The organism is Bradyrhizobium arachidis (assembly GCF_015291705.1).
Lineage (GTDB): Bacteria > Pseudomonadota > Alphaproteobacteria > Rhizobiales > Xanthobacteraceae > Bradyrhizobium > Bradyrhizobium arachidis.
The window spans coordinates 8,740,556-8,760,800 of the sequence record NZ_CP030050.1 but is presented as its reverse complement, the minus strand read 5'-3'; the positions used below and the strand labels follow the sequence as shown (position 1 = coordinate 8,760,800).

17 protein-coding genes and 1 tRNA gene are annotated in these 20,245 nt (G+C 62.8%); 16 read left to right on the top strand and 2 right to left on the bottom strand.

Annotated elements, in window-relative coordinates; translation table 11 throughout:
* Nucleotides 1-167 precede the first annotated feature (167 nt).
* From WN72_RS41325 to WN72_RS41290, 8 genes are all read left to right on the top strand, one after another.
* Nucleotides 168-998, top strand: coding sequence for an outer membrane protein (locus WN72_RS41325; RefSeq protein WP_167380758.1), 831 nt, complete (start codon nucleotides 168-170; stop codon nucleotides 996-998).
* A gap of 170 nt (nucleotides 999-1,168) precedes the next feature.
* Nucleotides 1,169-2,059 carry an outer membrane protein gene (locus WN72_RS41320; protein WP_027565109.1) on the top strand — a complete coding sequence of 297 codons (891 nt, stop codon included), beginning with the start codon at nucleotides 1,169-1,171 and terminating at the stop codon, nucleotides 2,057-2,059.
* Between the two features lie 75 nt (nucleotides 2,060-2,134).
* The gene (locus WN72_RS41315; RefSeq protein ID WP_092215218.1) at nucleotides 2,135-2,725 is read left to right on the top strand and encodes a glutathione S-transferase family protein; all 591 of its coding nucleotides are present in this window, start codon (nucleotides 2,135-2,137) and stop codon (nucleotides 2,723-2,725) included.
* Between the two features lie 137 nt (nucleotides 2,726-2,862).
* On the top strand, nucleotides 2,863-3,327 hold the full coding sequence (locus tag WN72_RS41310; protein WP_027565110.1) for a GNAT family N-acetyltransferase: 465 nt from the start codon (nucleotides 2,863-2,865) through the stop codon (nucleotides 3,325-3,327).
* Nucleotides 3,328-3,582: 255 nt separating this feature from the next.
* Nucleotides 3,583-3,789, top strand: a complete 207-nt coding sequence (locus tag WN72_RS41305) for a hypothetical protein (protein WP_027565111.1) — start codon at nucleotides 3,583-3,585, stop codon at nucleotides 3,787-3,789.
* Between the two features lie 79 nt (nucleotides 3,790-3,868).
* The gene (locus tag WN72_RS41300; RefSeq protein WP_092215216.1) at nucleotides 3,869-5,041 is read left to right on the top strand and encodes a phosphoserine transaminase; all 1,173 of its coding nucleotides are present in this window, start codon (nucleotides 3,869-3,871) and stop codon (nucleotides 5,039-5,041) included.
* 273 nt (nucleotides 5,042-5,314) lie between these two features.
* Nucleotides 5,315-6,904 (top strand): phosphoglycerate dehydrogenase, encoded by a 1,590-nt coding sequence (serA, locus tag WN72_RS41295; RefSeq protein ID WP_092215214.1) that lies wholly within the window; start codon nucleotides 5,315-5,317, stop codon nucleotides 6,902-6,904.
* Between the two features lie 344 nt (nucleotides 6,905-7,248).
* Nucleotides 7,249-8,421 (top strand): thiolase family protein, encoded by a 1,173-nt coding sequence (locus WN72_RS41290; RefSeq protein ID WP_027565114.1) that lies wholly within the window; start codon nucleotides 7,249-7,251, stop codon nucleotides 8,419-8,421.
* A 197-nt stretch (nucleotides 8,422-8,618) separates the two neighbouring features.
* Here WN72_RS41290 and WN72_RS41285 read toward each other — a convergent pair whose 3' ends face one another.
* Entirely contained in the window at nucleotides 8,619-12,029 is a 3,411-nt protein-coding gene (locus WN72_RS41285) for a PAS domain-containing sensor histidine kinase (protein ID WP_092215212.1), read from the bottom strand.
* Between the two features lie 307 nt (nucleotides 12,030-12,336).
* Between WN72_RS41285 and WN72_RS41280 the strand changes: the two genes are divergently transcribed.
* The 8 genes from WN72_RS41280 to WN72_RS41245 all read left to right on the top strand — a co-directional run bounded on the left by WN72_RS41280 (nucleotide 12,337) and on the right by WN72_RS41245 (nucleotide 19,442).
* Nucleotides 12,337-12,720, top strand: coding sequence for a phasin family protein (locus WN72_RS41280; protein WP_092215210.1), 384 nt, complete (start codon nucleotides 12,337-12,339; stop codon nucleotides 12,718-12,720).
* A gap of 457 nt (nucleotides 12,721-13,177) precedes the next feature.
* Nucleotides 13,178-13,612 (top strand): phasin, encoded by a 435-nt coding sequence (locus WN72_RS41275; protein ID WP_027565117.1) that lies wholly within the window; start codon nucleotides 13,178-13,180, stop codon nucleotides 13,610-13,612.
* A gap of 198 nt (nucleotides 13,613-13,810) precedes the next feature.
* Nucleotides 13,811-13,887: transfer RNA gene (locus WN72_RS41270), tRNA-His, on the top strand.
* Nucleotides 13,888-13,971: 84 nt separating this feature from the next.
* Nucleotides 13,972-15,597 carry a site-specific integrase gene (locus tag WN72_RS41265; protein ID WP_143130582.1) on the top strand — a complete coding sequence of 542 codons (1,626 nt, stop codon included), beginning with the start codon at nucleotides 13,972-13,974 and terminating at the stop codon, nucleotides 15,595-15,597.
* Between the two features lie 34 nt (nucleotides 15,598-15,631).
* Nucleotides 15,632-16,042: a hypothetical protein gene (locus tag WN72_RS41260; RefSeq protein WP_092215206.1), complete on the top strand. Its 411-nt coding sequence runs from the start codon at nucleotides 15,632-15,634 to the stop codon at nucleotides 16,040-16,042.
* Between the two features lie 28 nt (nucleotides 16,043-16,070).
* Complete coding sequence (locus WN72_RS41255; protein ID WP_092215204.1) at nucleotides 16,071-17,393, top strand: hypothetical protein; 1,323 nt, start codon at nucleotides 16,071-16,073, stop codon at nucleotides 17,391-17,393.
* A gap of 485 nt (nucleotides 17,394-17,878) precedes the next feature.
* Nucleotides 17,879-18,208 (top strand): hypothetical protein, encoded by a 330-nt coding sequence (locus WN72_RS41250; protein WP_092215202.1) that lies wholly within the window; start codon nucleotides 17,879-17,881, stop codon nucleotides 18,206-18,208.
* 43 nt (nucleotides 18,209-18,251) lie between these two features.
* A complete protein-coding gene (locus WN72_RS41245) occupies nucleotides 18,252-19,442 on the top strand; it encodes a restriction endonuclease (RefSeq protein ID WP_208617493.1) in 1,191 nt (396 codons plus the stop codon).
* Between the two features lie 14 nt (nucleotides 19,443-19,456).
* On the opposite strand, the gene WN72_RS41240 is transcribed toward WN72_RS41245, so the two are convergent.
* Nucleotides 19,457-19,927 carry a hypothetical protein gene (locus WN72_RS41240; protein WP_143130581.1) on the bottom strand — a complete coding sequence of 157 codons (471 nt, stop codon included), beginning with the start codon at nucleotides 19,925-19,927 and terminating at the stop codon, nucleotides 19,457-19,459.
* Between the last annotated feature and the right edge of the window lie 318 nt (nucleotides 19,928-20,245).

The window sequence follows — 20,245 nt, the reverse complement described above, 5'->3', positions numbered from 1 at the left end:
TGGCATTTTTGCAACGCTCGCGCTGCATCCGCGTGTGCAGTGAGAAAATATCAACCTTAAAAATTAGGGTTAAGTGGCGCTTAAGCATTTGGTGCCATCGTCCTCCCGTGAGTTTCCAGAACGTGGGGCGTCTGCATTTTGCCTCACCGGCCATAAGGACGAAGCCAATGCGTAGCGTTAAGTCTCTCCTTGCCGCGGGTGCGGCATCCCTGATCTCGTCGATGGCGTTTGCCGCCGATATGCCGATCGCGGCGCCGCCTCCCATGTACGCGCCGCCGGCTCCGCCCGCCGATTTCGGTGGCTGGTATCTCCGTGGCGACATCGGCATGACCAACCAGAGCGCCAAGAGCCTCGATAGCGCCTTGCCGGCTGGGTATTCGAAGACGACGGAGGGTCTCGGCTTCGACTCCTCGCCGCTGTTCGATCTCGGCGTCGGCTATCGCTTCAACAACTGGTTTCGTGCGGACGTGATCGGCCAGTACCGCGGCAAAGCCACCCTGCACGGCAGCGACACCGTCGTCGGCCCCGGCTTCGTCGGCGTCAACAATTACAGCGGCAGCAAGTCCGAGTGGGTCGTCATGGCGAATGCCTATGTCGATCTCGGCACCTGGTGGTGCATCACTCCGTTCATCGGCGCCGGTGTCGGCGGCTCGTACAACAAGATCAGCGGCTTCCGCGACGACGGCATCTCATACAGCCCGGGACTCAACAACAGCGTCGCTTACTTCGCCGACAACGGAAAGTGGAACTTCGCCTGGGCCGCTCACGCCGGTCTGGCCTACAAGGTCAATCCCGGGTTCACCGTCGAACTGGCGTACAGCTACATGAACCTCGGCGACGCGGCGCCCGGCAACTTCCATACATTCGACGGCCTCCAGTCAGGCCCGACCACGATCAAGATCAAGGAGCTCACGTCGCACGACGTCAAGCTCGGCGTGCGCTGGGATCTCAACAGCCCGCCGGCCTACGTGCCGCCGCCGCTCGTCACCAAGGGCTGATCCTTCAAGCCCACCGGTTAAACTCTCTTAACGGCGCGGGATCATCCCGCGCCGTTTTGCTTTGCGTATTTTTCATGGCTTCGCGGCGACGAAAAGCTCCAGCGCAACCATTGGTTAAGGTTAACGAGCCATGATCATGGCGAAAGTTCGAGTTTATTTGGAGCGTTGCGATGCGTGGGCTTTTGTTGGCGGCGGCGATGTTGGGGACGGTATCTGCCGCGCACGCGGCCGACATGCCGGATCTGCCGATCCTGCGCGGCAGCGTCACCGACGGTTTGTCGAGGACGAGCCACAATTGGGATGGCTTCTATGTCGGCGGCACCGCCGGCTACACGGCCGACGCGACCGATTTCGGCCAGAGCGTCGTCGGCCTGACCAACTACATCTTCCGCGACAGTGTGCTGCAGGGGCCGACGTCAACGTGGTCGCTGCTGCAAAAGGCCAACACGCAAGGCGTCAATTACGGCGGCTTCATCGGCCGCAATTGGCAGTGGTACGATGCCATTCTCAGTCTCGAAGGCACCTACAGCTATTTCGGCAACCTCTCGACGGGATCGACCGGCTCCAACGCGCTCGTGATCGTCAACCCGGCCGGCGAGGTACGGCCGGCCGGCATCACCCACAATTATGCCGTCTCGCTCACCGGCACCGCCACGGCCCAGGTCAAGGACATGATCACGCTGCGCGGCCGCGCCGGTTGGGACGGCGGACCCTTCATGCCCTACGCGTTCTTTGGCGCTGCCGTCGGACGGATGGACATCACCCGCACGGTGACGAGCGACGTGCGGTTGCGCACGGACGTGACGACAACGGACATCTTCGGCAACCAGAACACCACGATCGGAACGACGTGGGTACCTGTTCCGTCGCAATCGGGTACGCAGGGCCAGCATCGGACCAACACCTTCGCGGTCGGCTGGACCGCCGGCCTCGGCCTCGAATACTGCATCTGGGATGGGCTCTTCGCCCGCATCGAGTACGAGTACGTCCGGTTCTCGCCCGTCATGAACACGTCGGTGACGCTGAACAATGCGCGCCTCGGCGTTGGCTACAAGTTCTGACACGGCCTCGCTGCGCCGCGGTTGACAGGCTCTCCTTGTCCTGATGCTCTGTCGTTCCAAAATGGGGCGGCAGCGATGAAGATCTACGGCGACAGCAATTCCGGCAATTGTCTGAAGGTGAAGTGGGTCTGCGACAAGCTCGCGGTGCCCTATCAGTGGATCGAGATCGACACCCGCAAAGGCGAGACGCGCACGCCGCAATTTCTGGCGATGAACGGCGCCGGCCAGGTGCCGACCGTCGCCTTCGACGACGGCCGCACGCTGGCGCAGTCCAACGCCATCATCCGCTACCTCGCCCGCGACAGCGCGCTGATCCCGCGCGAGGTCTTCACGGCGGCCAAGATGGACGAATGGCTGTTCTGGGAGCAGTACAGTCACGAGCCCTACATCGCGGTGTGCCGCTTCCTCATCGTCTATCTCGGCAAGGCTGCCTCCGAGCTCGACCCTGAAAAGGTCAAGCGCGGCTATGCGGCACTCGACCGCATGGAGCAGCATCTTTCCGGCAGCCGCTTCTTCGCCGGTGAGGCAATGTCGCTCGCCGACGTCTCGTTGCTCGCCTATACCCGCGTTGCGCATGAAGGCGGCTTCGATCTCGGCCGTCATGCGGCCGTCCGCCGCTGGATCGGCGAGGCCGAGGCTTTTCTCGGCCTGCCGCCGGCACGCTAAAGCATGATCCGGAAAAGTGCGCAGCGGTTTTCCCTCGCGACAAACGCGGAACGCGTTTGCGCGGAGATCATGCGCAAACAACAAGCTAAGCGAGATGACGATCCTGATCTCATCGCGCTCTAGGCTGGAGTTTCGATATGAACGAAAAGTCCGTCTCCATCCGTCCCGCGCGCCGCGAGGACGTCGCGGCGATCGTTGAGATGCTCGCCGACGATCATCTCGGGCGCGGGCGTGAGCGCGTCGAGGATCCGCTGCCTGCGTCCTATTACGCGGCGTTCGAGCGGGTCGCGCACGATCCGAACCTGACGCTCGTGGTGGCCGAGAGCGAGGGCAGGGTGGTCGGCTGCCTGCAACTCGCGGTGCTCGCAGGCATCAGCTCGCAAGGCGGCGTGCGCGGACTGCTCGAGGATGTCCGCGTTGCTTCGGATTGCCGCAGCCGCGGCATCGGCGAGCAATTGGTGCAATGGGCGATCGCGGAAGCGAAGGCGCGCGGCTGCAATCTGGTCGAATTGCTGACGCATGCGAGCCGCGTCGATGCACAGCGCTTTTACGAGCGTCTCGGATTCTCACGCAGTCACGTCGGCATGACTGTCCGCTTTTGAGGCAGCAGGAGCGTTTTCGAGCGAAGTGGATACCGGTTCGCATCAAGAAAACGCGTCAATAGAAAAATCCAGAGCCCCATTCCGATTGTATCGGAATGGGGCTCTGGTCGCGGACATTGCATAAGCTGCACAATCGGATCGCGCGTTCGTTCATCTTAAGAGCTGATAAACTACCCGCCCGTCGTTCACCTTTCAGCAGGAACGAACGGTGCTAGGCAGCGTCAGACACCGGGCTCGGTCGGTTCGGGGATTTCGATGACAAGCTATTCCATGATCAAGGTCGGCAACGGCTACGTTGTGCAGGCCAATGACAAGTGCATTCTGAAAGTGAGCAGCCGCCGCCGGGCCGCGCAATTGATCAGCGAGGCCACGGACTTGCTGAATGCGCTCACGCCGGTTGAATCCCCCGATATCGCAGCCGAGCCGCCATCACTCCGCCGTGAGCCGCCGGAACTTTCTTGACTGGTCTGCCCGATTCCCGTATCAGCCGCGGCGGGACACCTCCCCCCAACGGGAGGCTTACTATCTGGAAGGGTAGATCATGACTGTAGCGAAGCCCGCTTCGCGGCCGACCGTGCCGCATTTCTCCTCCGGCCCCTGCGCCAAGCGCCCCGGCTGGAACGCCCAAAATCTCAAGGACGCAGCGCTCGGCCGTTCGCATCGCGCGAAGGTCGGCAAGACCAAGCTCAAGCTCGCGATCGATCTGACGCGCGAAGTGCTCGAGGTGCCCGCCGATTATCGCATCGGCATCGTGCCGGCGTCCGACACCGGCGCGGTCGAGATGGCACTGTGGTCGCTGCTCGGTGCACGGCCCGTCACCACGCTCGCCTGGGAATCCTTCGGCGAGGGCTGGGTCAGCGACATCGTCAAGGAATTGAAGCTCAAGGACGTCACCAAGCTGAACGCGGCTTACGGTGAGATCCCCGACCTCTCGAAGGTGGACCCTGCGAGCGACGTCGTCTTCACGTGGAACGGCACCACCTCGGGCGTGCGCGTGCCGAACGCCGACTGGATCAGCGCGACCCGCGAAGGCCTGACCATCTGCGACGCGACCTCCGCCGCGTTCGCCCAGCCGCTCGACTGGGCCAAGCTCGATGTCGTCACCTTCTCCTGGCAGAAGGCGCTCGGCGGCGAAGCCGCGCACGGCATGCTGATCCTGTCGCCGCGCGCCGTTGAACGGCTCGAGACCTACAAGCCGGCCTGGCCGCTGCCGAAGATCTTCCGCATGACCAAGGGCGGCAAGCTCAACGAAGGCATCTTCGTCGGCGAGACCATCAACACGCCGTCGATGCTCTGCGTCGAGGACTATCTCGACGCGCTGAACTGGGCCAAGTCGATCGGCGGCCTCAAGGCGCTGATCGCGCGTGCCGACGCCAACACCAAGGTGCTCGCCGACTGGAAGGCGAAGACGCCGTGGATCGACTTCCTGGCCAAGGACGCCTCGATCCGCTCCAACACCTCGGTGTGCCTGAAATTCACCGATCCCGCGATCACCTCGCTCTCCGACGACGCGCAGGCCGACTTCTCGAAGAAGCTGGTCGCGCTGGTCGAGAAGGAAGGCGCCGGCTACGACTTCGCCTATTACCGCGATGCGCCGGCCGGCCTGCGCATCTGGTGCGGCGCCACGGTGGAAGCAAAGGACGTCGAGCTGCTGACGCAGTGGATCGACTGGGCCTTTGCCGAGACCAAGGCTTCGCTCGCCAAGGCGGCGTAGTTGTTTTCTTCGCCTCTCCCCGTTCTTACGGGGAGAGGCCGGGTCGCGCAGCGATCCGGGTGAGGGGCTCTCTCCGCGAGCACTTCGCCTGTGGCTGCCCCTCACCATAGCCGGTGCTTTGCATCGGCGTCCTTTCTAAAAACGGCGGCCGAAGGCCGCCTATGCCCTCTCCCCGTAAGGACGGGGAGAGGGAGAGCAACAAGCTTCCAAGTCACTCACGATTTCCGGCTCTCGGGCCGATCCTCCCTTAGGGACGGTGAAGGACACATCCCCATGACCAAACCCAAAGTTCTCATTTCCGACGCTCTGTCTCCCGCCGCCGTGCAGATCTTCAGGGATCGCGGCGTCGAGGTCGACTTCCAGCCCAATCTCGGCAAGGACAAGGACAAGCTCGCCGAAATCATCGGCAATTACGACGGCCTTGCGATCCGCTCCGCGACCAAGGCCACCGCAAAGATCCTGGAGAAGGCGACCAATCTCAAGGTGATCGGCCGCGCCGGCATCGGCGTCGACAATGTCGAGATTCCCGCGGCGACCGCCAAGGGCATCATCGTGATGAACACGCCGTTCGGCAATTCGATCACGACCGCCGAGCATGCCATCACCCTGATGCTGGCGCTGGCCCGCGAGATCCCGCAGGCCGACGCTTCGACCCAGGCCGGCAAGTGGGAGAAGAACCGCTTCATGGGCGTCGAGATCACCGGCAAGGTGCTCGGTGTCGTCGGCTGCGGCAATATCGGCTCGATCGTCGCCGATCGCGCGCTCGGCCTGCGCATGAAGGTGGTCGCGTTCGATCCGTTCCTGTCGCCGGAGCGCGCCAAGGACATCGGTGTCGAGAAGGTCGACCTCGATGAGCTGCTCAAGCGTGCCGACTTCATCACGCTGCACACGCCGCTGACCGAGAAGACCAGGAACATCATCGACGCAGCCGCGATCGCCAAGATGAAGAAGGGCGTGCGCCTGATCAACTGCGCCCGCGGCGGCCTCGTCGACGAGCAGGCGGTGGTCGATGCGCTCAATTCAAAGCACATTGCGGGTGCCGCCTTCGACGTCTTCGTCGAGGAGCCCGCCAATACCAACGTGCTGTTCGGCCATCCCAACGTGATCTGCACGCCGCATCTCGGCGCCTCCACCACGGAAGCGCAGGAGAATGTCGCGCTCCAGGTCGCAGAACAAATGTCGGACTATCTGCTCACCGGCGCGATCTCGAACGCGGTCAACTTCCCCTCGATTACCGCCGAAGAAGCGCCGAAGCTCAAGCCGTTCATCGCGCTCGCCGAGAAGCTCGGCTCGTTCGCCGGCCAGCTGACTGAAAGCGGCATCCTCAAGGTCGAGATCACCTATGAGGGCCACGTCGCCGAGATGAAGATCAAGGCGATCACCTCGGCCGTGCTGTCAGGCCTGCTGCGGCCGATGCTGGGTGAGGTCAACGTGGTGTCCGCGCCCGTCGTCGCCAAGGAGCGCGGCATGGTGGTGGACGAGATCGTGCGCGCCGCGCAGAGCGATTACGAGAGCCTGATCACCGTCACCGTGGCGACCGAACGCCAGGAGCGCTCGGTCTCCGGCACCGTGTACCATGACGGCAAGCCGCGCCTCGTCGACGTCAAGGGCATCCGCATCGATGCCGAGTTCGGCAAGTCGATGATCTACATCACGAACGAGGACAAGCCGGGCTTCATCGGCAGGTTCGCAAGCCTCCTCGGCGATGCCAAGATCAACATCGCGACCTTCCATCTCGGCCGCGCCGCGCCCGGCAGCGATGCCATCGCCCTCGTCGAAGTCGACGGCGCCGTGCCGGCCGACCTGCTCGCCAAGGTGCAGGCCCTGCCGCAGGTCAAGCAGGTCAAGGCGCTGACGTTCTAGCCGCGCCTTCACCTCTCGCCGTCATGGCCGGGCATAGCCGTCCGAAGGACGGCGTCGCTTCCGCTCGCCTATGACCCGGCCATCCACGCGCTTCCTCGCGGCACGAAGAACGTGGATGCCCGGGTCAAGCCCGGGCATGACGAGTGGATAGAGCGGCGCCCGCAACCTGCGGGATGACGATCATCATATCATATATTCCGAGCTGCGGAACAGCGCCGCCCTTTTCGTAAGGAGCGGCGTTTTTGTTGATCGACTGGCGCGCTTTATTTCTCCCCGCGCTCCCCAACTTTGTGTACCAATGGCGCCCAGGACGCTCTGTTCAAAATCGTCGAAGGGAGAAAACAATGCGTGAAGCCGTCATCGTTTCCTATGCACGCACGGGCCTCGCGAAATCCGGCCGCGGCGGGTTCAACATCACGCCGCCGATGTCGCTGGCGGCACACGCCATCCAGCACGCGGTCGATCGCGCCGGCGTCGACAAGGACTATGTCGAGGACTGCTATCTCGGCAATTGCGCCCATGGCGCGCCGAACATCGGCCGCCAGGCCGCGCTGCTCGCCGGCTTGCCGAAGACCACCGCCGGCGTCTCGGTGAACCGCTTTTGCTCGTCGGGGCTGCAGACCATCGCGATGGCCGCCAACTCGATCCGCTCGGATGGCGCCGACTGCATCGTCGCCGGCGGCGTCGAGAGCATCTCGATGCCGGGCGGCGGCACGCCGAAGGAATCGATCGATCCTGAATTGCTCAAGGTCGCGCCCGATATCTTCATGGCGATGATCGACACCGCCGACATCGTCGCCGAGCGCTACAAGCTCAGCCGCGAATATCAGGACGAGTTCTCGCTGGAATCGCAGCGCCGCATGGCCGCGGCGCAGCAGGCGAACAAGTTCAAGGACGAGATCGTCCCGATGAAGACCAAGATGAAGGTCGTGGACAAGCAGACCAAGGCCGAGAGCATCGTCGACTACGTCGTCGACCGCGACGAATGCAACCGGCCTGAGACCACGATGGAAGGATTGGCCAAGCTCGAGCCGGTGAAGGGCCCCGGCAAGTTCGTCACCGCCGGCAATGCCAGCCAGCTCTCCGACGGCGCGGCCGCCGTGGTGCTGATGGAAGCCAAGGACGCCGAGAAGCGCGGCCTCAAGCCGCTCGGCCGCTTCGTCGCCTGGGCGACCGCCGGCTGCGAGCCCGACGAGATGGGCATCGGTCCCGTGTTCGCGATCCCGAAGCTTTTGAAGCGCACCGGTCTCAAGATCGACGACATCGATCTGTGGGAGCTCAACGAGGCCTTCGCCAGCCAGTGCCTCTATTGTCGCGACCAGCTCGAGATCGATCCCGCCAAGTACAACGTCAACGGCGGCTCGATCGCGATCGGCCATCCCTTCGGCATGACCGGCGCCCGTCTCACCGGCCACCTGCTCCAGGAAGGCGCCCGCCGCAAGGCTAAATGGGGCGTGGTGACGATGTGCATCGGCGGCGGCCAGGGCGGCGCGGGGCTGTTCGAGATCTACAGCTGAGAGCAGGCGATACGAATGCGAAAGGGCACGGCGCGCGCTGTGCCCTTTTTGTTTGGGTGGTACTTGTGCGCGTCATTCCGGGGCGTCGCGAAGCGACGAGCCCGGAATCCATCGTGCCACCGTCGTTGCAGCCTGATGGATTCCGGGCTCGCGCCAAGAGGCGCGCCCCGGAATGACGCTGTGCTCGAATTCCCCTCCTACGCCCCCGCCACCACCGGCGCGAACACCACTTCGATCAGCGTGCCGGAGCTGCCTGCGCTCTTGATGTTGAAGCGGGCGCGGTTGGCTTCGACCAGCGCTTTGGTCAGCGATAGGCTGAGCGCCGAATTGTCCGAGGCGTCCCCGGGCGGCGGGGTGCGGAACGGCTCCATCGCGGCGGCGAGCTCGCGCTCGGAAAGGCCGTGGCCGGTGTCGCGGATGCGCAGCGCAATCTCGCGGCGGTCGGTCATCGCGGTGGAGACGATGACCTGGCCGCCGGCGCTCGCCAGCCGGATCGAGTTCGAGATCAAATTCATCGTGATCTGCCGCATCGCGCGCGCATCGGCTGCGACCTGCGGCAGCGCATGGCCGAGCGAGGTGCGGATGATGATGCGCTCGCGGTTGGCCTGCGGCTGCATCACCGCGACGCAGGCCTCGACGAGGTCGTTGAGGTTGAGGTTGGCGAAATTGAGATCGAGCTTGCCGGTCTCGATCCGCGACAGCTCCAGCAAATCGTCGATGATGGCGATGACGCGCTCGCCGGAGGCGCGGATGTCCTTCATGTATTCGCCGTAGCGCTCGTTGCCGAGCGCGCCGAAGCGCTCGGAGATCATCACCTCGGCAAAGCCGATGATGGCATTGAGCGGCGTGCGGATCTCGTGGCTGATCCGCGCAAGCATGTCGGCTTTCGCATTGGCCGCGCCGTCGACGAGGCGGCGCGCCTGCGTCAATTCGCTCTCGCCCTTCTTCGCCTGCGAGAGATCGCGGAACACGGCGAAGAAGTTCGGCCCGTCCGGCCGGGTGCGGCCGATGATCATCGCGAGCGGAATGACGCCGCCTTTCTTCTCGCGGCCCAGCACCTCGCGGCCATGGTCGAGCAGGCTCGCAATGTCCTGGCTCTTGAGGCTTTCGAGATAGTCGACGACGACATGCTGGCTCTCGGGCGCGAACAGGCTGACGAGGTTCTGCTCGAGCAGCGCTGCGCCGTCATAGCCGAACAGCGCCTCGGCGCTGCGGTTGCAGGCGTGGATGTTGCCTTCGGCATCGAACATGACGATGCCCTCGGCCGTGGTGTCCAGGATCGCGGCGAGATCCTCGGCATCGGCATCGCCGGCTTCGGGCTCCGGCTCGACCGGCACCTTCGCGACGGCTTCTGTGACCACAGGCGGCGCGACGACGGCCTGCGGCAGTGCGCAGATCAGCGCATGCGCGCTGTCGCCGTCCCAGTCGATGGTGTGCAGATGCGCTTCGGTGGTCGCGAGCGGCGCCTCGCCATTGGCAATCGCCGCGCTGATCGTGATCGGCGTGCCTCCTTGCGAGGTGCTGCTCGCCGAGGACACGCCCACTTCGACATAGAGCGCATCGAGCCCGCCGGCATCCTCCAGCGCGTGGATGCTGGCATAGCCCATGCGCGCGAGGAAGGCGGCGTTGGCGTAGAGCAGGCGGTCGAGGCGATAGATCAGGATGCCCGTCGGCACGAGATCGAGCAGCGCGCGGTCGCGCATGCTGTGGCCGTATGCGGGCGGCGCGGGCTCGGTCAGCCATTCCGCCAGCGCGTGCGGTGCCTCGGCCTCGGCCGTCGGCGTGATCTCGGCGGCCGGCGGCTCGGCCGCGGCGGCACCGATCGCCTCGCGCTCGCGCTCGAGCCGTTCGGAGAGTTGCCGCGCGAGCTCGTTGAACGCGCTGTTCTCGACCGGCGTCAGCGTCGGCGATCTGGCATCGCCGGGCGGGCGGAACGGCACGACATTGGGCGAGGTTTCCAAAGGAGTTTCCGAGGGAATTTCCGAGGGCGTTTCCACTGGCGTTTCCGGATCGGTTGGATGTGAATTCGCGTCGGGGGTGGGGTCGGGCAGTTCGGCGACAGGCTCAGGTGTGGGCTCAGGCTCAGGCGGTTCGATTGGCATAGGCGCCTCCGCTGCCGGCGAGTTCTCCGGCTCCGGTTCGAGCTCGACGACATCCGCCGAGAGACGCTGCGGCGCCATTGGTTCGACGAACAGCTCGAAGCGGCGCAGCGCATCAAGTCGGTTGAGGCCGTCGAGATCGCGGCAGACGCCAAAGCCGCGGAAGCCCGCAAAGTTGCGCATCCGGTCGTAGATCGGCAGGCCCGCGAGCTCGACCGGAATGTGCTCGCCACCATCGGCCGGCCAGCTCACGGTGATGCCGGCCCAGGTGTCATGGCTCGCCAGCGCCTGTTCGACGCGGCCATCAGGGTCGAGCGAGAATTCTTCGGCGATCTCGCGCCAGGGCCGGCCGAAGCCGGCGGCAGTGTGCGCGCCCATCAGGCGGATGAACTCGTCGGAGCCGAGCACAAAGCGCCCCTCTGCATCCATCTGCCACAGGAAGCGCAGCGGATGCTGGCGCGGTGACGCTGCTGACGGCGACTCGCCCATGCCGGATGTGATCGGCGCGGCTTGGGGCGGCACAATGGCTGCGGGCGGGTTTTCAACCGGAGTTTGGGCGCCGTCGTTGTGCGAGTCGTGGACGCTTTCTTGGACGGGCTCCTCAGCCGCCGCCTTGACAGCGTGCTGGATCGAGACGATCTCCGCCGCCGCTTCGCCCGCAAGCGGCTCGGGCGTGCTCTCGATGGTGTCGTGCACCGTCTCGACCGGCTCCGCGAAGGCATCGAACAGGTCGATACCGGCAGGCGCATTCTGCGATGGCGACTCTTCGCTGGCCGCCGCTTGCTGAGCAGCCTGAACCGGCGCTTCGGCCACCGCATCCGGCGCGGGGTCCGGCGCGCTCGCAGGCGCAGCCTGCTGCACGGCCGGCGTGATCAGCGCGACCAGGGCGACATCGGCGCCCGTGCCGACCCGTTGCAGCACCATCCGGCCGTTGGCGATCGCCGCCTCAGCGCGGCCGTATCTCAGCGCATCGCTGCGGGCCCGGTCGAGCCCGGCATCACGCAGATCCTGGCAGCCGAGCAGGGCGCGGGCGGCCTCGCTGCCGCCGGCAAACGTTCCGTCGGGCGCGAACGCCGCCATCGGCACCTTGGCGCCGGCGACGAGGCGGTGCAGCCGCTCGGTCAGCGTCATGCTGCGCGTCGCGGCATCCATCGCGGTGATGAGCACGCCGGTGCTTCCATCGGCAAACTCGAGCCGCGCACAGGCGCAGGTCATCAGCATGCCGAGCCGGGCGCCAAAGCCTTGCAGCCGTTCCAGCCTGACCGCGCCGCCCACCGGCAGCCGCCGCGCCAGCCGCGCCACCTGGCGGCGATGGCGCTCGGCCGGGCCAAAGGTCTTTTCCGCCAGCGCTGCAGCGTGGGGCGCGCCGAAGAATTTTGCGCCGACCGGATTGGCCCACAGCACGCGGGCACCGTCGGTCGACCAGAGCCAGCTCGGCAATGGCGAGGTCGCGTGCACGGAAAGCCGGGGATCGCCGACGCCTCGCAACTGGAAATCCGAACTCGTCATCCGACCGGCTTTAAGTCCTGCGTATCAGCTTCAGGAGGCAAGGATGCCGGGAATGGCAGCCTTAAGAAAGGGTTAGTATCGCCCGCGGGCGCGGGCAGGTCCACGGCCCCCCGTCCGCAGGGGCGGCCTTAAGCCGCGATAACCTTAATCTGGCTGAACCCGCAAGGCGAAGCCCGGTTGCATCCGCAGGAATCGGCGAGACGGGTGGCTCGCGTCATACCGGCAATACCGTCGGCCGCTAGTCTTGGCGTGGGCGCGCCGGGGGACGGCCGACATGGCCGACAGCAGCAGGACAGGAGTGGATGGGATGACCGACCAGGGACACGAGCGTTTCGAGCTTCCGCCGGAGATGCGCTCGATGGCGGAAACGAGCTTCAGGCAGGCGCGCGAGGCCTTTGAGAAGCTGCTCGCCAATGCCGAGGCCGCCGCCGGCTCGATCGAGGAGCGCGGCGCCAGCATGCGCTCCGGCGCCAGGGACATCGGCGCCCGCGCGATCGCCTTCGCCGAGACCAATGTGCAGGCCTCGCTCGACTACGCCCAGTCGCTGGTCCACGCCAGGGATCTGTCCGAGGTGATGCGGCTGCACGGCGAATACGTCCAGGGCCAGATGAAGACCCTGGCCGAGCAGGCCAGCGAAATGGGCCAGATCGTCAGCCGCGCCGCGATGGACGCGACCCGGGCGAAGCACTGAAGCCTGATCGGATGAGGCACTCGCGCCCCGACGGTGGTGCGTTCCCTCCCCCCTTGTGGGGGAGGGCTAGGGAGAGGGGTGGCCCTGGAAAAGGTGCCGGTTGATGCACCGGAAAGTGCGCGAACGACAGAATCCCCGTGTGGCACCCCTCTCCCCAACCCTCTCCCGCAAGCGGGAGAGGGAGTGAACCGGGTCCATGGTCAGCATCAAAATACCGCAACCCAGAGTTCCCCATCCGGGGAACCTCATCTTCAAGATTAAATTATCGCGTCGCACCTCCGGATCACATTGCGGTGCACAATGTTGACATGATGGAGCGCAATAGTCTGGGCGCTGGGCGAGCCATCTCTTTGTTTCGCGTTTCCAGTCTTTCGTACCCGCTGAATGTCAGGCCTTCGGGGCCCGGCGGGCGCGCCAGAAGGCTCACTCCATTTTTTCATCATCGTGAGGGACGACCATGACAGGTGCGACTGATCCGTTTTCTGCCTCGATCATTCCGTTCGAGGTCCCCGAGCAGATGCGTGCGTTCGCCGAGAAGGGCGTGTCGCAGGCCCGCGAGAACTACGCCAAGTTCAAGGATGCCGCCGAGACCCACAACGGCACCGTCGAGGCCGTGTTCACCACCGCCAGCAAGGGCGCGAGCGAGTACACCGCCAAGCTGGTCGAGTTCATGAAGGCCAACTCTTCGGCCTCGCTGGACTTCGCCCAGGAGCTGCTCGCCGCCAAGAACCCCGCCGATGCGTTCACGCTGTGGACCGGCCACGCCCGCACCCAGCTCGAGACCTTCCAGGCCCAGGCCAAGGAGCTGGTCGAGCTGACCCAGCGCATCGCCAACGAGACCGCCGAGCCGATCAAGGCCAGCGCCTCGAAGCTCTACAAGCCCGCCGCCTGATCAAAACGGCGGATCGCACGCTCTAGGAAACCCGGGCCGCGAGGCCCGGGTTTTGTTCTGGAAATAACGTTGCTTAAGGCGGGAATTATCGGGTTTTGCGGCCTTGCCAAAAACCCCCGTTGCACCTAGTTTCCGCCCCGTCCAGCCCCCTCGGTAACCGGCCCTCCCAGGGCGTCCCAAGGCGCGGCTCGCAAGGATGCAGTTGTAGCTCAGTTGGTTAGAGCGCCTGTCTGTGGAACAGGAGGTCGGTGGTTCGAGCCCACCCAACTGTACCAACGTAGCAAATCTTCCCGCAATCCCGGCATCTTACTGATAGACCAGACGTTTTTGCGCCCTATAAAATACAAAAGGCGCTACAAATGGCATTGCGGATGGTCGCGTTAAGTCGTGCTGCTGATGGTCGATGGTTTGCCCGCAAAGGCATTCCTGCGGATGTCCGCGAGGAGTACCAGCGGCTCTATGGTGTCAGGCGAGAGGCTCACCTCAAGCTCCCTGCAGGCACCCCTCGCCCCGAGGCAAAAGCGCGTCTCGGAGAGTGGGCAGCTGAAATCGAAACACGCATTGCAACGCTTCGGGCTCAGAGGAATGGCGAGGGTCAGCCTCTTACTCGCATAAACGCAATCGCGCTCGCTGGCCGCTGGTACAGCTGGTTTGTCGCGCAGTACGAGAATGATCCCGGACCGGCGAAGGTCTGGCGGGAATTGAGCGACCTGTTCGTGTGGGAAGTGATCCGTCCCGAGGCCCCTGACAGCTACGAGGAGGATCAAAGGTCCGATCCCAACTGGGATTGGGCCAAGGAACCCAACGTTCGCGAGGCGGTGCGGCCACGGGTCGCCGAGCAGGCGCGGGTGGCGACGTTTCTTGCCAGCGAAGGCATCGCCCTGAACCCTACGGCGCATGCGCTCTTCGTGGATGCTGTCAGCGACAATCTCTTGCCTGCGTTCTCGCTGCTGGAGAAGCGCGCCAATGGTGACTATTCCCGAGACGACACGCCCGACGCGTTTCCGATATTTACGAACGGCCACACACGCCGCGCAGACGTAAGCTGCTGGGATCTGTTCGATGCCTTTGTGAAGGCCACCAAACCAGCGGATACGACAGTGCAGCGCTGGCGCGCCGTGTTTCTCGAAATGCAGCGTGAATTTGCGGAGGTGGGTGCCGATGGTATTGCCGAGGAAGCCGCGCGCTCGTGGATACACGGCTTGATCACCGCAGACAGGACTGCACAGACCGTCCGTGAAATCTGGCTCTCCGCGTCTCGGCGAGTGTTCAACTGGGCCAAGGAACACAAGCGCATTCGCAAGAACCCGTTCGCCGAGGTCAAGGTGGACGTGCCGCGGAGAGCGCAGACGCGGGAGCATGGCAGGTCTTTCACCGACGAGGAGGCGCGCACCATCCTGATGGCGAGCTTGGCCTACGAAGCTCCGGCTACGCCCACCGAGAGGACACGACGTTGGACGCCTTGGCTTTGCGCTTACTCTGGTGCCCGCCCCGGCGAAATCACTCAGTTGCGCGGCGCCGACATTGAGGACAGGCAGGGGATGTACGTGATGAAACTGACGCCCGATGCCGGCACAGTGAAGAACCGCAAGATACGGGTCGTGCCGCTTCACGAACACCTCATAGCGCAGGGTTTCCTCGCATTGGTGCATTCAGTCGGAAAGGGTGCTCTGTTCTACAATGACGCCACGCCCCAGCCCGTAAGCAATGATCCCTTGAAGCCGACACGCAGTCGAGCAGGCACGGCGCGGGCACACCTCGGGGAATGGGTGCGAGGGTTGGGGATCACCGATCCGGGAATTAGTCCGAACCATAGCTGGAGACATACGTTCAAACGCATCGCTGAGGCCGTGGGGATCACGGAGAAGGTCCACGACGCGATAACGGGTCACACGCCGGCCACCGAAGGTCGCAAGTACGGACAACCCACCGTGACCGACATGGCCGAGGCACTCAAGAAGTTTCCCCGCTACTCGCTGGATTGAACAGGCCAGTAAACGATCAGACGGAGCTGATGCGATGGATAAGGAAGAATTAGAAAAGGTCGTTGCTCTCACCTTAGAGGCAAACAAGGAGTACTCTGTCGTTAGAGACCTCGGTGATCTATATGTAAATCTCCTGCGTTGCTCGCGAAGTCCTGATCGACATTACCGGGTTCAAGCCGTGGATAGCCTGCGCGCCTTCCTCGAAACCTTAGCACTCAAACCGAAGATGCCCGCCATGGAGTTGGTGGATAGAGCGTCACAACGGGTCGGCTGGCAAGAAGAGCCCAGCAGCGAATACGAGAAGGCGCTTGATCGGATTTGCCGGGCGGCCATCACGTGCATGATTGAGGCGTCCGGTTACACTCAAGGAAGCTTGCTGACGAGGCGCACGAAGGAGCTGGTCCGCCAAATCGATGAATTCAATCGTATCAGGGGAAAGGCGTGACATCCGCCTTGGGTCTGTCGGGCAGATAATGATCAATCGAGAAGAGCTACAAGCAGCCACCTACGCCACCCTAAGAGCACACCCAACATCCGAGCAAGCCCAAGCCCTTGTCGCGAAGCTCGCGTCGATGGTGGAGGAGTACACGATCCACGCCGGATTGCGGGAAAGGAAACGCAGGGACACCGCGGGCAAGCTCCAATACGCTACCGGAGCATTCCTGGCTGACCTTTTGCGTCCGTTCGAAGTAGAGGAGCACGAGGGCTGCTGGGTTTACAAGTCCTTGAACAAAGCCTCCTTCACTCGCGCTCCCGTGGGGCGGCACGCTTTCAATCAGTTGTACAACGGGCTTGAGGGACTGGGCTTCTTGCAGCACGTACCGGGACACAAGGTCTCGGAGGAGCGCGAGGACACTGGGAAGTACGCTGCACGTTTCCGTGCAACACCGGAATTGCTCAGGTTCTGCACTGAGCATGGTGTGCCACCAGCCGCTGTGCTGGATCACTTCGAATTTGAGTATGAGCTTCCCAAGCACCCCGTTCAGCTGCGAAAGCGTAAACTCAAGACGTCCTACCGCACGACTGAACCTGTCGGGAAGCCGATGGAGTTCGAACGAACACCAATGGTGGAGGGGATGGAGCGGGCCATTTCCGAGCTGAACGAGTTCTTCGCCAAGCACACGCTGCGCGGCGGAGTGCATCAAGGCTACGTCCGCATCTTCCAGAACGGTGATGATCCAGACTTTCACTGGAATAAGGGAGGCAGGCTCTACAGCCAGCACGCCGGAAATTACCAAACCCAGTCCGCAACACGTCGGCAGAAGATGACGATAAATGGCGAGCCGGTGGCAGAAATCGACATTAGCGGAAGCTACCTCACAATCTTCCTATCGCTCTATGGGCTCCAACTGGACCTCACGGAGGATCCCTATCTACTTCCGGGGCTTGGGGTGGAGCACCGAGGAGCGGTGAAGCAGTGGTTCGTCGGGACGTTCGGCAGCGCAAAGCCAATCAGGCGATGGCCGGAGGACATGCTCGCAGATGATCCCAGTCTGCGGGAACACCGGGTCGCCGACATCTCCAAGGCCGTATTCACGAAATACCCTGTGCTGAGGAGCTGGGGCGAGCCGTTCAATGGCCGCACTTACAGCTGGGCCGACCTGATGTGGCTTGAGAGCGAGGTGATGTTCTCGACCATGCTGAATTTGATGCGCGAACACCAAACCCCAAGTCTTGTTGTCCACGACAGCCTGATCGTTCCAGTCTCAAAGGCCGAAATCGCCACCGAGAGGCTGAGGAGGAGGTTTCAAGACCAGCAGAAGGCGACCCCCAGATTGAAGACAAAACTGGCCTGAGCCTGAAGAAGGCCACACACCACACAGTTAATAACAAGATACAGGGGAGCACACAGAGGACACCAAGGAGACTTAGGGGACAACATGGAGGGGGAGGAGGAAGAATAATTATAGGAGAATAGACAGAGGATACAGGGGAGAGGAGGAGAGAGACGAACGCGGGAGACACATAGGTACACTGGGACCATTATTGTTCATGTCGCAGTACGGGAGGTCCTCTCCGTTGGCCCTACGTCGCCCTATGACTGGAGTAGGCCCATTCGGCCCAGCGGTGACTTAAGAGATGCTTGTGTCTCCTTCAGCTTCTTGGGGGCGGCTCGCCCAAACGCCCGCGGTGGTCTTCCCAGAAGTCTTGGGGCGGTATGTCACCTTAGATTTCGGGTCGAAAGTGTCGCAAGTTCCGGATGTGGCGTTAATATAACGAAGCGGGTGGAGGGCGATGCTCGGGCGGAGGTCCTCCGGCTATTGGGGAGAAGCTCGGGGGAATGAACTATCTAATCCTCGCAGGTGCGGTGCTGCTCGTGGTGGGCTACGGGGCCTTTCTGGTCCTTCAAGGGCTATTCAGAGGTCTGGGTGCTGCTTCGAAAGCCGTCGCTGACCAGCGAGAAGCTCTGGCCAGCAAGAGGGCCGAACGTGTGGCCCAGCAGGAATACGAGCGGGGCCAGTCGTACCGCGCAGAGAACCCCGTCAGAGTGGTCGGCATACCCAACCCAGACGCATTTCGCCGCGCCTTCGCTCTCCTGGACGACTACGTGGCCGCCGCAAGCGCCTACCGACCCGCTCTCCCGAGCACAGTGGATACGCGGTTTTGCTGAGGACCGACTGCAGGCAAAGGCATACGAAGCGGAAATCCATCGTGTGGCCTTGCTCAACTCGCAAGCGCGGCAGCTACACACCACCTTCCACGCGAAGTACGCGGCGGCGCTTGAAGCACGCGATCTGATGGAGATTTACCTCGCTGATCTGAGTTTGAAGTGGAGAGATGCTGAGACTGCCCTCCTGCGAGACTACGAGCAAACAAAGGAGACCTACGAAAGGGACTGCCAGCGGGCTACTCAGCCCATTCGAGCGGTCAACCAGCGTTATCGCGGGCGAAGCAATGATGGTGTACGCGGCCACTTTGAGCTTGCGCTGTGCAACATCACCTTGCCCATCCCCGACGACTATCCGTGGGAAGTGCTTTACGATCAGCAAGACCGAGTGCTTCAAGTGAACCAATGCGTGCCATCGCTGCCTGACGCTTCGGTGGTGCGACAAGACAGCAAGCGCGCGCCGGCCAAGAGGGACGCCGAGGCGGTCCTTCGGCGCTATGTGCCAGCCATTACGCTACAGATTGCTCATCACGTTGCCCGAAACGACCTTCAGGACGATGTAGACAGGATTGCCGTTAACTGCTGGTCACGGTTCTTCGACCCGGCCTCGGGCAAGCTGAAGGACGCGTTTGTGGCGGCTCTTGCGGTTCGAAAGCAGGACATCATCGAGTTCAACCTGCAGCGGGCGGATGCCTTAGAAGCCTTCCGGGTCCTCAAGGGCGCCTACGTGTACAACGTCGCCGAGGTGGTGCCCATTGAGCCAGCCATTCGGCTCGATAAGGAGGACGAGAGGTTTGTTGCCGGAAGAGACGTGCTCGACGGCATGGCCCAAGGACAGAACCTCGCAGCCATGGACTGGCAGGATTTCGAGCACCTCATTCGCGAGCTATTGGCAAAGGAGTATGCCGACAAGAATGCAGAGGTGAAGATTACGAGAGCCAGCCGAGATCGAGGGGTGGACGCGGTGATCTTCAATTCAGACCCGCTGCACGGTGGGAAGTTCGTGGTTCAAGCCAAGCGCTACTCCAACACGGTTGACGTAGCCGCTGTACGGGAGCTTTACGGCACCGTGCTGAACGAAGGCGCCAACCGGGGCATCCTTGTGACCACAAGTCACTTTGGACGGGATGCGCACGAATGGGCGGCGAACAAACCACTCACATTAATTGATGGATCCAATCTTTTGGCGCTGCTTGGTAAGCACGGCTACAACTTTAGAATACAGTCGGAGAGCTAATCCTGCATTGCCCGTCACGTCAGAGGACGCGAATAATTCTGCATCCTAATTTCATCATACCTTCTATTTTGCTCTTCGCGTTCGGACGCGCTCGGTCGCCATTGAGTGAGGCGGCGTTCGACTTCTTTCTTTGCTTCGCGTGCCTCGGCCCAAGCCAAGAGAGGTAGCGGATCCGGTGCAGTCAGCTCCTCATGAAATACGGTTAGGGCGATTGTCGCCGGGGCTCCGAAGAGAATGCCGAGGAAAAGCGCCCAGCCTCCCCAAATGAAGAAGCAAACAATCGCCAGCATAGTAAGATAGAACGAGGTCCTTGCAGCAACTCCCAGCAGGACGACCCTTGTCCGGGGCCGAACAAGCCTCCGTAAAATTGTCCAGATTTGTCGAACGATGTAGATCACCGCAATCACTTCGACGGCGAAGACGAGCCTATGCGACCATCCGGAGCTTGTGTAGTCGACGAACAATTGCTGGAGGGTCGTAGCCATTCGCTGAAGCAATACGACAAGTGTGGCAAGCAGAGCTAAGCTCCGGACGTCAGGCCGACGAGCAATCCGAGACAGCAGCCCATACAACGAACCAAGGAACGACATATTCTACTCAAATCTTACCGTTCCAGATTTGCGCGAAGAATTGTGGCCAGTCCGTGGCGGCTTTGCTGCGATAACCTGGGCGGCGGCTTTGCCCCTTGAAGCCGAGTAATGTGAACCGGGCGGAGTGGGTCGGTTCAAATTAGGATCCGGTGTCGTCAGAGAGGCTCATTTAGGGAGCCTCAGTCTCTTCGGCGATGCTTGCTCGCCGTGTCA